The sequence below is a fragment of the Pseudomonas sp. NPDC089918 genome (genome assembly GCF_050280605.1).
Classification (GTDB): domain Bacteria; phylum Pseudomonadota; class Gammaproteobacteria; order Pseudomonadales; family Pseudomonadaceae; genus Aquipseudomonas.
In genome coordinates this window covers 84064-97356 of record NZ_JBNNVP010000004.1, presented here as the reverse complement: position 1 = coordinate 97356, position 13293 = coordinate 84064, and the positions used below count along the sequence as shown (strand labels likewise).

At 57.9% G+C, this 13293-nt stretch carries 12 protein-coding genes; 8 read left to right on the top strand and 4 right to left on the bottom strand.

The window, feature by feature from the left end:
* The first annotated feature begins 37 nt into the window (after positions 1 to 37).
* Entirely contained in the window at positions 38 to 997 is a 960-nt protein-coding gene (locus ACQKPC_RS04565; protein ID WP_427623313.1) for a MerR family transcriptional regulator, read from the top strand.
* A gap of 19 nt (positions 998 to 1016) precedes the next feature.
* Here ACQKPC_RS04565 and ACQKPC_RS04560 read toward each other — a convergent pair whose 3' ends face one another.
* Together ACQKPC_RS04560 and ACQKPC_RS04555 are read right to left on the bottom strand one after the other, a co-directional pair.
* Complete coding sequence (locus ACQKPC_RS04560) at positions 1017 to 1622, bottom strand: hypothetical protein (RefSeq protein ID WP_007901651.1); 606 nt, start codon at positions 1620 to 1622, stop codon at positions 1017 to 1019.
* A 55-nt stretch (positions 1623 to 1677) separates the two neighbouring features.
* Positions 1678 to 2154: a PAS domain-containing protein gene (locus ACQKPC_RS04555; RefSeq protein WP_427623312.1), complete on the bottom strand. Its 477-nt coding sequence runs from the start codon at positions 2152 to 2154 to the stop codon at positions 1678 to 1680.
* Positions 2155 to 2257: 103 nt separating this feature from the next.
* Here ACQKPC_RS04555 and ACQKPC_RS04550 point away from each other — a divergent pair, with 103 nt between their 5' ends.
* The 4 genes from ACQKPC_RS04550 (at position 2258) to ACQKPC_RS04535 (ending at position 5639) form a co-directional block, all read left to right on the top strand.
* Positions 2258 to 2713 carry a flavodoxin gene (locus ACQKPC_RS04550; protein ID WP_427623311.1) on the top strand — a complete coding sequence of 152 codons (456 nt, stop codon included), beginning with the start codon at positions 2258 to 2260 and terminating at the stop codon, positions 2711 to 2713.
* 218 nt (positions 2714 to 2931) lie between these two features.
* On the top strand, positions 2932 to 3714 hold the full coding sequence (locus ACQKPC_RS04545) for a class II aldolase/adducin family protein (protein WP_192346180.1): 783 nt from the start codon (positions 2932 to 2934) through the stop codon (positions 3712 to 3714).
* A complete protein-coding gene (locus ACQKPC_RS04540; RefSeq protein ID WP_427623309.1) occupies positions 3715 to 4617 on the top strand; it encodes an alpha/beta fold hydrolase in 903 nt (300 codons plus the stop codon). It begins immediately after the preceding gene.
* Between the two features lie 110 nt (positions 4618 to 4727).
* On the top strand, positions 4728 to 5639 hold the full coding sequence (locus tag ACQKPC_RS04535; protein ID WP_427623307.1) for an SDR family oxidoreductase: 912 nt from the start codon (positions 4728 to 4730) through the stop codon (positions 5637 to 5639).
* A gap of 76 nt (positions 5640 to 5715) precedes the next feature.
* Here ACQKPC_RS04535 and ACQKPC_RS04530 read toward each other — a convergent pair whose 3' ends face one another.
* Positions 5716 to 6483, bottom strand: coding sequence for an N-acetylmuramoyl-L-alanine amidase (locus tag ACQKPC_RS04530; protein ID WP_427623306.1), 768 nt, complete (start codon positions 6481 to 6483; stop codon positions 5716 to 5718).
* Positions 6484 to 6655: 172 nt separating this feature from the next.
* A complete protein-coding gene (locus ACQKPC_RS04525) occupies positions 6656 to 6844 on the bottom strand; it encodes a hypothetical protein (protein ID WP_427623304.1) in 189 nt (62 codons plus the stop codon).
* A 462-nt stretch (positions 6845 to 7306) separates the two neighbouring features.
* Between ACQKPC_RS04525 and ACQKPC_RS04520 the strand changes: the two genes are divergently transcribed.
* The 3 genes from ACQKPC_RS04520 (at position 7307) to ACQKPC_RS04510 (ending at position 13190) form a co-directional block, all read left to right on the top strand.
* Complete coding sequence (locus ACQKPC_RS04520) at positions 7307 to 9100, top strand: DUF1302 domain-containing protein (RefSeq protein ID WP_427623302.1); 1794 nt, start codon at positions 7307 to 7309, stop codon at positions 9098 to 9100.
* Positions 9101 to 9123: 23 nt separating this feature from the next.
* Positions 9124 to 10491 carry a DUF1329 domain-containing protein gene (locus ACQKPC_RS04515; protein ID WP_427623300.1) on the top strand — a complete coding sequence of 456 codons (1368 nt, stop codon included), beginning with the start codon at positions 9124 to 9126 and terminating at the stop codon, positions 10489 to 10491.
* Positions 10492 to 10631: 140 nt separating this feature from the next.
* A complete protein-coding gene (locus tag ACQKPC_RS04510) occupies positions 10632 to 13190 on the top strand; it encodes a LuxR C-terminal-related transcriptional regulator (protein WP_427623298.1) in 2559 nt (852 codons plus the stop codon).
* Positions 13191 to 13293: the final 103 nt, after the last annotated feature.

The window sequence follows — 13293 nt, the reverse complement described above, 5'->3', positions numbered from 1 at the left end:
TAGAATGTGTCTCAATATTACATGGAAGTAGATCCTGATGGCTGTGTTGACAGACCTTGCACCTGGCTTGCCCCCTATCACCTCCCTGATTCGAGAAGAGCTGTTTCCGATCCGTGAGGTCGCGCGTCTGACAGGGGTCAACCCTGTCACGCTACGCGCATGGGAGCGGCGGTACGGTTTGATACAACCCACGCGCACCGAAAGCGGGCACCGTTTGTATTCGATGACCGATATCGAGCGGGTTCGCAGCATCCTCGGCTGGATCGAACGCGGTGTCGCCGTCAGCAAGGTCGGCAAGATACTGGCCAAGACCGAACCGCTCAAAGTACTGGCGCAGATCATTCCCAACGAATTCGTTCAAGCCGACTACGACCAATGGCAGCAGCAGGTCAAGGCAGCGGTGAGTGCTTTTGACGAAGTTCAACTGGAGCACGTCTACGGTCAGATTTTTTCCAGTTACCCGCTGACGGTGGTATTTCAGGACATTCTGATTCCGGTCTGGAAGCTATTGCTACAACGCCATGAAGCGTTCGGTCAGATCAGCGAGTGGCTTTTTCTGGATGCTTTTCTACGATCTCGAGTGTTGCAACGCCTGTTGCTGGTGCGAGTCATGCAACCGCGACGAGCAATTGTCTGCGCCTTGGCCGATCAATGTCGTGAACTCGACGTGTTGGTCACGGCGTTGTATCTGAGCAGCGTCGATTCGGCTATTCAGTTGTTGGCGATCGGTCAGCCCTTCGAAGAGTTGGTTCTGGTCTGCGAGAAGATCAGGCCCAAGGTACTGATACTGGTTTCCAACCACGCGCCGGCGGGGGAACTGCCTAGACGTTTGAAACGCTTGGCCATGAGCCTGGATTGTCAGGTGTTGCTGGCCGGAGAGGCATCGGACCTGGCACAGGAGAGCCTGGCTGGATCGTCGATCGGTTGCCTGGGAAACGAGGGAGTGTTAATGCGCCAGCGTCTGAAGCAGTTCCTGGCGGGAAACCTGGATACCTGAGCGTAGATAGACTGAAAGATCAGATATGCAGGGCAGGATGGGTCAGGCGATGTTGCTGAAGAATGTACTGACGCAGACGTTCGGTTTCGTCCTTGTCGCTCTGGCTCAATTCGTAGGCGTAGAAACCCTGCTCGGTTTCACGCTCGAAGGTGCCGCGCAACGCAATCCGCTCATAACCTGACGGGCTGAACCACAACGCGAAATGCTTTGGCGCTTTGGTCTTGTTGCGAACCTCCAGCAAAACCCCTTTGAACGATATTTCGTGTACCCACATCGTGCCGGGTTGGCCCTTGGCATTTTCCAGTGCCACGGGCTCTTCGAGCACCAGGCGCCATGGCCGAATCATCGGCCCGTCTTCATAGATGCTGGGAACGCCGAGGCGTAGATGCATGGCGTGAAATTCATCTTCCACCAAGTGCAGCGGGAAGGTCATTTGCTGATTTTCGAAATTGGCCTGGATAGTGACTTGTTCATGAGCGGCCAGGCGTGTGAGCAAGTCACGAATCTGCGAACCACCGTTGACGAGCAGACTCGACGTCGCATCCCGCACATTGAGTTGCGGGTTGTGTTGCATGTTCTGGATAAAATCCAGCTCATCCTGCGTCAGGAGTGCGTCGCGCTGCATGGTTTTGCTCGAAAGTAATAATTACAAAGTCATCGGTGATTGTAGTAAATGACCACTAATTCGCAGATTGGTTTGAGCCGTTCGTCGTTTTGAGTGCGGCAATTTCTGCCTGTGCCTCGGCCAATTGCGCTTCCAGCTGCGCGACTCGCTGCTGCGCCTTGACCTGAAGCGTGACGTCTTTCTGCACCCCGACGAAATAGGTCTGTCCGTCGTGCGGGTTTTTTACCGTGGAAAGCGACAGTTCGTTCCAGAACGGAGTGCCGTCCTTACGATAATTCCTGAGGATTTCCCGGCAGGAGCCGCCACTGCCCAACGCCTGCCGAATCAAGGCGAGGGCTGCCTGATCGCGGTCTCCTGCCTGCAAAAAACGGCAATCCTGATAAAGGATTTCTTCGCTGGTATAACCCGTCAGGCGCTCGAATGCCGGGTTTACGTAAATCAGGATGTTGTCCTGTTCGCCTTCCTTTTCGGCAATCACGATGCCGTCGTTGGAGGCGTTGACCACCATTTGCAGCAGTTGGGCATTGATCATCGCAGAGTCCTTTGCGTATTGATTGATAGGCTGCATTCTAAAAGATCAATGAGGTCGGTGCTGTTAATATCTCGTACTTATATTTAGATTCAGGATCAGATTGATGAAAGTCGCCATCCTTTCCGGCTCGGTGTACGGCACGGCTGAAGAAGTTGCCCGTCACGCTGCAAGCATTTTGAACGCCGCCGGTTTTGAAACCTGGCACAACCCCCGCGCGACCCTCGCCGATGTTCAGGCGTTTGGGCCCGAAGCATTTCTGGCGGTGACCTCGACCACCGGCATGGGCGAGTTGCCGGACAATCTGCAGCCGTTGTATTTCGCCATCCGCGATCAGTTGCCGGCGGCCTGGCGTGGTTTGCCGGGCGCGGTGATCGGTTTGGGCGATTCCAGTTATGGCGATACGTTCTGCGGCGGCGGCGAACAAATGCGTGAATTGTTCGGTGAACTGGGCGTGCGTGAAGTCCTGCCGATGCTGCGCCTGGACGCCAGCGAAACCGTGACGCCGGAAACCGACGCCGAGCCTTGGCTGGCGGAACTGGTCAGCGTTTTGCGAGGCTGACTTGTGGGAGCGAGCCTGCTCGCGATAGCGGCGGGTCAGGCAACATCCACAAGTTTGTGGGTGCCTTGACAATGGATCCAGATTCACCCGCGCACTGACTCGCTCGGCCATCAAGCTGGCTGCCAATGCAACTACACGAAGTCCGGGGGCTGACTAGACTGCTGTAACGCAGCAAAAAACAATAAAAACCCAGAAAAATAAAAAAGAGAATCCTTGCCGTGAGCGTAGCCCCCGTCCAATCGCCACACAGCATCAAAGACAAAGTCAGTGCCGCCGAATGGCAGACCCGCGTCGATCTGGCCGCCTGTTATCGTCTGGTCGCCTTGCACGGCTGGGACGATCTAATTTTCACGCATATTTCCGCCAAGGTGCCGGGCACTGAAGACTTTCTGATCAACCCCTTCGGGCTGATGTTCCATGAAATCACCGCGTCGAGCCTGGTCAAGGTCGATCAGGCCGGCAACAAGCTGATGGACAGCCCTTACGAGATCAACCCGGCGGGTTACACCATCCACAGCGCCGTGCATGAAGTCCGTCATGACGTCGTGTGTGTACTGCACACCCACACCGCGGCGGGGGTGGCGGTATCGGCACAGAAGCAGGGCATCTTGCCGATCAGTCAGCAGTCCTTGTTCGTTCTTTCCAGCCTGGCCTGTCACGCCTACGAAGGCGTTGCGCTGAACCATGAAGAGAAGGCGCGGCTGCAAGCCGATCTTGGCGAAAACAATTTCCTGATGCTGCACAACCACGGTCTGCTGACTTGTGGCGGCACCATCGCCGACACGTTCCTGATGATGTTTACCTTTCAGCGCGCCTGCGAAATTCAGGTGCTGGCGCAGAACGGTGGTGCGGAGCTGATCGCCATCGAACCGCAGATTCTGGCGGGCGCCAAGGCGATGATCGCTGGTGTCACCAAAAGTGCTCAAGGGATGGGCGGCGCGCTGGCCTGGCCGGCGCTGCTGCGCAAACTCGATAAACAAGACCCCGGTTATAAACTCTAAATGGCCCTCGCCGAGATTCCGCTATGTGTCTGGCGCAAGCGCGGCCAGACGTTCGTATTCGGCGGTCAGACCCTGCGCTATTGGGCCGCGGGGCAAGGCGAGCCGCTGTTGCTGATCCATGGCTTCCCGACGGCCAGTTGGGACTGGCATTACCTGTGGCAGCCGCTGACGCAGCGCTACCGGGTGATTGCTTGCGACATGCTCGGCTTCGGCGATTCGGCCAAACCGGTGAGCCACGACTATAGCCTGCTGGCACAGGCCGATTTGCAACAGGCCTTACTGGCGCATCTGAACGTTGACCAGCCCGTTCACATTTTGGCACACGATTATGGCGATAGCGTGGCTCAGGAACTGTTGGCCCGGCACTATGAAACGCGCGCTGATATCGCCAGTTGCGTGTTCCTCAATGGCGGGCTGTTTCCCGAAACCCATCGTCCGGTATTGATGCAAAAACTCCTGCTCAGCCCCTTCGGCTGGATGATCGGGCGAGCCTTTAGCCGTGACGCGCTGGTGAAGAGTTTCCAGCAGATCTTTGGCCCACAGACCCGGCCCACAGAAAGCGAACTGGATGATTTCTGGAGCCTGGTCAGCAGCAATCACGGGCAACGGATCATGCACAAACTCATCAGTTATATCCCGCAGCGCCGTGTCCAGCGTGAGCGTTGGGTCAGCGCCATGCAGCGTGGCGAGGTGCCGCTACGGGTCATCGATGGCGAGGTCGATCCGGTTTCCGGCGGGCACATGGTGGCGCGCTATCGGCAACTGATTCCCGCCCCGGATACGGTCCTGCTGCCTGAGATCGGCCATTACCCGCAGATCGAAGCACCGGCGCTGGTGCTCAAGCACTATCTGGAGTTTCGCGATCGGCTGGTTTCACCGCCGCGCAAAGTAGCGTGTTCCTGACTATCCCGCTGCCTTATTGCGCACCATTCAGCCGCCCCCGTGTTTATTGTGACCGCAAGCCCCGTGGCTGACACTCGCACTCCTTGTCCCTTGGCCTGCTGGAGTTCCCCATGAATGAGTCTGTGCGCTTCGAAGATAAAGTGGTGATCGTCACCGGTGCGGGCGGCGGTTTGGGGCGGGCGCACGCGCTGCTGTTCGCAAAGCAGGGCGCCAAAGTGCTGGTCAATGATCTCGGCGGTTCGGCTCAAGGCGAAGGCGCCAATGCATCGGCTGCCGATCGTGTGGTCGCAGAAATTCGCGACGCGGGCGGCACCGCCGAAGCCAACCACGATTCCGTCACCGACGGTGACAAAATCGTGCAACACGCCCTCGACACATTCGGCCGTGTCGATGTTGTGGTGAACAACGCCGGCATCCTGCGAGACAAGACCTTTCACAAAATGGACGACAGCGACTGGGACCTGGTTTACCGCGTCCACGTCGAAGGCGCCTACAAGGTCACCCGCGCCGCCTGGCCGCATATGCGTGAGCAAAACTATGGCCGCGTGATCTTCACTGCCTCGACTTCGGGCATCTACGGCAACTTCGGTCAGTCCAACTACGGCATGGCCAAACTCGGCCTCTATGGCCTGACCCGCACACTCGCCATTGAAGGCCGCAAGAACAACATTCTGGTCAACGCCATCGCACCGACCGGCGGCACCCGCATGACCGAAGGCCTGATCCCGCCACACGTGTTCGAGCAACTCAAACCGGAACTGGTCAGCCCGCTGGTGGTGTACCTCGCCAGCGAGAACTGCCAGGAAACCTCCGGGCTGTTTGAAGTCGGTGGCGGCTGGATGGGCAAGGTGCGCTGGGAACGAAGCCTCGGCGCGGGGTTTGATCCGCGGGTTGGTTTCTCCCCCGAAGATGTGGCAGCGCATTGGCAACAGATCTGCGATTTTGAAGGCGCGGCGCACCCGCAGGACAACCTTGAAGCGCTGAAGGAAATGATGGCGAATTTGCAGAAGCATTCGATTTAATTAAGCCAGCAAGGTCATCGTTCTTGACCTTGCTGGTTCTTGATAGTCGGGCCCGACATCTGGTTTGCAGCGGTCTTCAAGGAAAATACTTGTCAACCAATGCCGCCAGATTCGCTGCTGTTTGCACATCCATGATCCCGTCGTACGTTTCCGGGCGAAAGTGCAACTGAAAGGCCCGAACAAGGTGTGTGAAGCCTTGTTCGGTTGACGCACCGGAAACGTCGTACCCGTAAGTCTTGAACAGTTTGAGCAAGTCGCTTCGGGCTGGAATGCCGGTCTCGTTGTATTGCTGCAGAAAGGTGTCTCGGGTGGCATCGTCGAACCAGGCACCGACGCCTTTCAAGTAAAGGGCATGCCAGGGGAATTTCGGCCCTGGGTCACTCTTGCGGCCGACCGCAATATCCGAGTGCCCCAGAACAAGGGTCGGGCTGATATCCGGGTAACGTTCAAGGATGTTTAACGCCAACTCCTCAATGGCGGCAATTTGTTCTGGCTGATACGGCGGAAAGTTGAAAACTCCTTTGCTAAACGTTGCTAGGTTGACGATTTCAACGCCGATAGACGTGTCGTTGAGATTGCTTCGATTGCCCCAAGTACTGACGCCCGCATGCCACGCACGCTTGGTTTCGTCGACGAGATTGAAAACTTCCTGCCCGGTATAACCTGCTTTCAAGTAGCTCGGATCGGTGATGTCGGGAACCAAGTAGTGGGCGCTGACATTCGGGCCGGTCAGTGCGTTGACCGAACTGGAGAAGTTGCCAGCGGTGTAGTGGAAAATCAGAAAGCGTACTCGGGTGTTGAAACTTTTGGTGGAGCGGTATTTGTTGTAATCAATAGGTTTCATGGAAGTATTGCTCGAAATTAATTAGGTTAAAGTCAACGTGCAAAAGAATGGCTGACTTGTTTTTAACTTTAATCGCGAGGGCGCTTCGCGTGATTACAGAACTATGTAGTCGCTTTCCGAGATATGTGTAGGAAATAGAAAGTTAGATTTGATTAATCAATGGGCGCCACTTTTACTTCATGCAACTCTTCGCCACCGTCACAAAACCATCGCCCATAAAAAAGGCCGCTGCAAACGCAGCGGCCAAAGCAAGACGTGGATCAAGGAGCAATAAATCAACGTCAGTGAACAGGGGGCGATGAGTCGAAAAAATACGCTTCAAATCATCTGGAATCTGTCGCCAACGGGGTGGGTCTGTCATCTCCGTGGCTTCATGTCTTCAGGCTGTTTGCCGTGAAAGCCCGGCAAGAATAAGGGCTTGAGCGCAAAGGAAAAATAGCGATTCCAGACATGCACTGTTGCAGTCTCAGCAACAGTCTCTGGCTGACCCCTGTAGCAGCTGCCGAAGGCTGCGTTCGGCTGCGAAGCAGTCGCAAAATCAGGCACTGTGTTCTGTCAGGCCCACTGTGGATTCAGGGTTTACGACTGCTGCGCAGCCGAACGCAGCCTCGCGAGCTCGGCAGCTGCTACATGCCCGATTCAACCCACGTCCATGCGCTGCGCTGATAACCCTCCATCCAGCCCATCCATACCCCGCGCAAACCCCCGTCCCATGCGGGCATTCATCCTTTGGAGGGACAACGCGAATACCTCCTTGGTGCGCTTATCGCTCCCGGCGCGTGGCAGTAGGGTGGGGCCTTCTGTCACTCACCGGGGAAGACGCATGACAAAAACAACAATGCGCGCCATCTTCAAACCGCAAGCGCTGGCCGCTGCGGTGGCCTTGGGCTGCTGTGCCCAGGCGCAGGCTGTTTCATTCAACATCGGCGAAATCGAGGGGCAGTTCGATTCCTCGTTGTCCGTCGGCGCGAGCTGGGGCATGCGCGATGCCGACAAGTCACTGGTGGGCACCGTCAACGGCGGTACCGGCCAGTCTTCGACCGGTGATGACGGGCGCCTGAACTTCAAGAAAGGCGAGACCTTCTCCAAGATCTTCAAAGGTATCCACGACCTCGAATTGAAATACGGCGACACAGGCGTGTTCGTCCGTGGCAAGTACTGGTACGACTTCGAGCTGAAGGACGAAGACCGCGAGTTCAAACAGATCAGCGACAGCGGTCGCAAAGAAGGCGCCAAGTCTTCGGGCGCACAGATCCTCGATGCATTCGTCTATCACAACTATTCCATCGCCGATCTGCCGGGCACCGTGCGCGCCGGCAAGCAGGTGGTCAGCTGGGGTGAAAGTACCTTCATCGGCAACTCGATCAACAGCATCAACCCGGTCGACGTTTCCGCATTCCGTCGTCCAGGTGCGGAGATCAAGGAAGGCCTGATTCCGGTGAACATGCTGTTCGCTTCCCAAGGCCTGACCGATCAGCTCACCGTGGAAGGTTTCTACCAACTGGAGTGGGATCAGACCGTTCTCGACAACTGCGGCACTTTCTTCGGCGTCGACGTGGCGGCGGACGGCTGCAACAACGGTTATACCGTCGGCAGCCCGGCGATTGCCCCGTTGGCGCCGCTGGCGTCAGCCTTTGGCCAACCTATTCAGGTCACCCGAGAGGGCGTCATCGTGCCCCGTGGCGGCGACCGCGATGCCCGGGATTCAGGGCAGTGGGGCACCGCCTTGCGTTGGCTCGGTGACGACACCGAATACGGCCTCTACTTCATGAACTATCACAGTCGCACACCGACCGTTGGCACCTCCACCGCCGGGCTGTCGACACTGGCCAGCCTGCCGGGCATGGTCAGCATTGCCAACCGTCTGGCCCCGGGCAGCGGCTCGGGCCTGGCGCAAAGCGTGATGCTCGGGCGCGGCCAGTATTACCTCGAATACCCGGAAGACATTCGTCTGTACGGCGCAAGCTTCTCCACCACTTTGCCCACCGGGACTGCCTGGACCGGCGAAATCAGCTACCGGCCCAACGCTCCGGTGCAGGTCAATACCAACGACTTGACACTGGCGTTGCTTAACCCGATCGCCGGCGGCGCCGCATCGCCTGTCGCGACCCGGCCAAGTGCCGACAACACGGGTTATCGCCGCAAGGAAGTGACCCAGGTCCAAAGCACCCTGACGCACTTTTTCGACCAGGTATTGGGCGCCCAACGGCTAACCCTGGTCGGTGAAGCCGCGGTGGTACGAGTCGGTGGTCTGGAGTCGCGGAGCAAGCTGCGTTATGGCCGCGATTCGGTTTACGGCCAGTACGGTTTCGGAGGCGATACCGACGGCTTCGTCACCTCTACCTCTTGGGGCTACCGCGCTCGGGCGATCCTCGATTACGCCAACGTGATTGGCGGGATCAACCTCAAACCCAACCTGTCCTGGTCCCATGACGTCGCCGGCTACGGTCCCAACGGGCTGTTCAACGAAGGCGCCAAGGCGGTCAGCGTCGGTGTCGATGCCGATTACCGCAACACCTATACCGCGAGCCTCAGTTACACCGACTTCTTCGGCGGTGACTACAACGTCCTGGAAGACCGTGACTTCCTGGCGCTGAGCTTCGGTGTGAACTTCTGATCTGGCTGAGAAGGATGATGTTAATGCGCAAGATGATTCTGCAATGCGGCGCCCTGGCCCTGAGCCTGCTGGCCGCCAACGTGATGGCGGCGGTCTCGCCGGAAGAAGCCAACAAGCTCGGCAACACACTCACGCCGCTGGGCGCCGAGAAGGCCGGCAACGCCGACGGCTCGATCCCGGCCTGGACCGGTGGCATCCCGAAAAACGCCGGCGCGGTCGACAGCAAAGGCTTCCTGGCTGACCCGTTCGCCAGCGAAAAACCGTTGTTCACCATCACTGCTGCAACCGTTGATAAGTACAAGGACAAGCTTTCGGATGGCCAGGTGGCGATGTTCAAGCGCTACCCGGAAACCTACAAGATCCCGGTCTACCCGACCCATCGCACCGTGGGCCTGCCGGCGGAAATCTACGAGTCGGCCAAGCGCAGCGCGCTGAATGTGAACAGCATCAACGACGGTAACGGCCTGGCCAATTTCACTGGCAATCGCTACTACGCGTTCCCGATTCCGAAGAACGGCGTCGAGGTCCTGTGGAACCACATCACCCGTTATCACGGCGGCAACCTGCGCCGCATCATTACCCAGGTGACCCCGCAGACCAACGGCAGCTACACGCCGATCCGCTTCGAGGAAGAGATCGCCGTACCGCAATTGATGAAGGACCTGGACCCGGAAAAAGGCGCCAACGTGCTGACTTTCTTCAAGCAGTCGGTGACCGCGCCGGCACGCTTGGCGGGTAACGTGCTGCTGGTGCATGAAACTCTCGACCAAGTGAAAGAGCCGCGTCTGGCGTGGATCTACAACGCCGGTCAGCGTCGGGTACGACGCGCGCCGCAAGTGGCCTACGACGGGCCGGGCACCGCTGCCGATGGTCTGCGCACGTCGGATAACTTCGACATGTTCTCCGGTGCGCCGGATCGCTACGACTGGAAACTGATCGGCAAAAAGGAAATGTACATTCCCTACAACAGCTACAAACTCGACTCGCCGAGCCTCAAGTACGATGACGTGGTGAAGGCCGGGCACATCAATCAGGACCTGACCCGTTACGAGTTGCACCGGGTCTGGGAAGTGGTCGGCACGGTCAAGCCGAGCGAGCGGCACATCTACGCCAAGCGCCATATGTACCTCGACGAAGACAGCTGGCAAGTGGCGCTGGCGGATCACTACGACGGTCGCGGTCAACTCTGGCGAGTGGCTGAAGGTCACGCCCAGTATTACTACGATCACCAGACACCGGCCTACACCCTGGAGGCGCTCTACGACATCATTGCCGGCCGATACATTGCCTTGGGAATGAAGAACGAAGAGAAGCACAGCTTCGAATTCGGCTTCGACGCCAAGTCTGCCGACTACACTCCGTCGGCCCTGCGCGCCGAGGGCGTTCGGTAAGGGTTTTGATACATTGGTATCACAAGAGGCGACCTGCGGGTCGCCTTTTTTATGGGCGCCAATCAGCGTCCTGAATACTTCTCAACAAGCGGGTTGGAGAGGGCTAGGGTGGCCGGACAATTATAAAAAGGCACGCTGCAATGACCGCCATGACTCCGTGTCTGGACCGTTCTGGATTCCTGCCCCGCCTGTCCTCTCATCACCTGTCGCGGGCTCGCTTAAGCGAGCCGTTATTGGCTTCGACGGCCCGGGTGAAATTACTCTGCGCACCCGCCGGCAGTGGCAAGAGCGCGTTGCTCGCCGAATGCCTGTTGCAGGCGCCAACCCAGTGCCGGGTGCATTGGTTGCCATTGTCCGGCGTGGCGTGGAGCGCGGCGGATTTTTGTCAGCGTCTGGCAGAAACGTTGGGGCTGGCCTCATCGGATGAAACCGGGTTGCTGGGCGATCTGGCGCGACTGCAGACGCCGACTTGGCTGTTTCTCGATGACTATTGCCGTCTGCCGAACCCGGAACTGGATCAGTTACTGGATCGCATGTTGGCGATCAGCAGCCCGATGCTGACTTGGTGGTTGGGTGCCCGCCGCCGGCCGCCATGCAACTGGCCAAGGTTGCTGCTCGATGATGAGTTGTACGAGTGCGAGAACGCTTCGCTGGTGTTCACCCAAGGTGAAGTCGAGCAGATTTTGCAGCCCTGGGTACCGGAGCAGGCCAGCAAGGTGGCGAGTCGGATTATCCAGCGCACCGGCGGCTGGTGTGCCGGTGTACGGATTGCATTGCTGCAGAAGTGCGACTGGTCACGTCAGGACAACTCCCTGGGGCGGGCGGCCACCTTGCTCGATTACCTGGAGCATGAGTTGTTCAGCTCGCTGACACCTGAGTTGAGCGAGGCCTGGCGCGTGCTGGCCCACTTGCCCCGCTTCAATGCCCGGCTGTGCGATCACCTGTTCGGGGCCGGGGAGGGCGCGCAGTACCTGAGGACATTGCAAGCGCTGGGCTGTTTTATCGAACCTTGGGGGGACTCCAGCGACTGGCTGCAGATTTTCACCCCGTTCACGCAGTTGTTGCGCGATGAGCAATGGCCAGCGGGACGCTCTTGGCATCGGCGTGCATGCCAGTGGTTCTGTGCTGAACAGGACTGGAAATCGGCCTTCGAACAGGCCTTGCTCGCCGAGGAATACGAAGTGGCGGTCAGCCTGTTGCAGCACTTCAGTTTCGAGCACTTGTTCGAAGAGCAAATGGTCGTGCTGTTGCTGCGTTTGCATGAGCAGCAAGGCGAAGAACTGACGCTGGGGAGCCCGCAGTTGGTGGGTTTGATTACCGCTGCGCTGTTGTTCGCCGGGCGTTTCGAACAGGCAACTGCCTGCATTGCTCATTTGGCGCATTTCACGCCTCAGCCCTCGGCGGTGCTTCAGCGTCAACTGATTGCACGCTGGCAGGCCCTGCAGGGTTGGCTACTGCATTTGCAGGGACGAATGGAGACTTCACGCGCGCACTTCCTAGATGCGTTGAGCGCGCTCGATCCCGAATGCTGGACGGCGCGCCTGATGTGTTTGTCCGGTCTGACGCAACAGGCCTTGCTAAGGGGCGAACTCGACGTGGCGCAAGCCCATAACCGCGAGGCGCTGTGCCTGGCGCGGGCGCAAGGTTCGCTGGTGTTCGAGGGCTTGATGGAGCTCGATCATGCGCAATTGCTGGAGCAACGGGGGGCGGCGGTGCGGGCTGAAAGTGTACTGACCAATATGTACGAGCTGCTCTGCCAGCAGACAGACCGGCCTATACCCTTGCTGGGACGCATTGATCTGCGACGTGGACGACTGGCGTTATGCATGGGGCAGGAGGAAAGGGCGGCCGAACTCTTTCAGCGCGGGCTGGACGACTGTCTGCGCAGCCATGACAAGCGTGTGCTCTATGGGTTTCTCGGCCTGGCACAACTGGCGGCTAATCAAGGCGATTATGCTCAGGCATTTGTGCGCTTACGCGATGCCGAACGGCTGATGCAGCAGCGGCTGATTCCGGAAACTGTTTACCGGGGGGTGCTGTTGCAAGTCAGTAGTCATTTCTGGTTGCAACAGGGGCGTGCCGAATTGGCGTGCGAGGCTTTGAGCCGGGTGCTCAATCACTATCGCGGGCCGCAGGCACAGCAGGCGCCACCGGCCACGCTGGAGCTGATCCCACGCATCGAATATTTGCTGATTCTCGCCAAGGTTCGGTTGGAGCACGATGCGAGTGATGCCGCAGCACAGCTCGAATCATTGATGGAGCAGGCACAGGCGCGCGAAATGTGGGCACTCGCCACCGAACTGCAACTGGCCCTGGCTGAAGTGCTATGGCTTGAGGGGCAAACTGCTAAGGCCATTGATGCATTGCAGGAAGGAGAACGCAATGTGGCGCGGTATCAGACTCGTCAGTTGTTAAGTGAATTGCGCCAGCGTCAGCCGTTATTGCTCAATGAGCAAGCCACTCTTCTAGCTTCTGATCAACTTTGCATGCGGACAGGTGAAACAGACACATTAAGTCAGCGTGAACTACAAGTGCTCAAGCTGATTGCACAGGGCCATTCCAATCAAGAGATTGCCGAGGTGCTGTTCATTTCATTACATACCGTCAAAACTCACACACGACGCATACATGCGAAGTTGCGGGTTGAGCGCAGGACGCAAGCGGTGGCCAAGGCCAAATTGTTAGGGCTGTGGAACTGATCCAGAATACGGAGAATATATAATTGTTTACTTCATATTTATATTAGGGGTGAAGTTACAAGCGGTTTAAGTCGTAAATGCCTGGTATTACTTGGATGTTTTC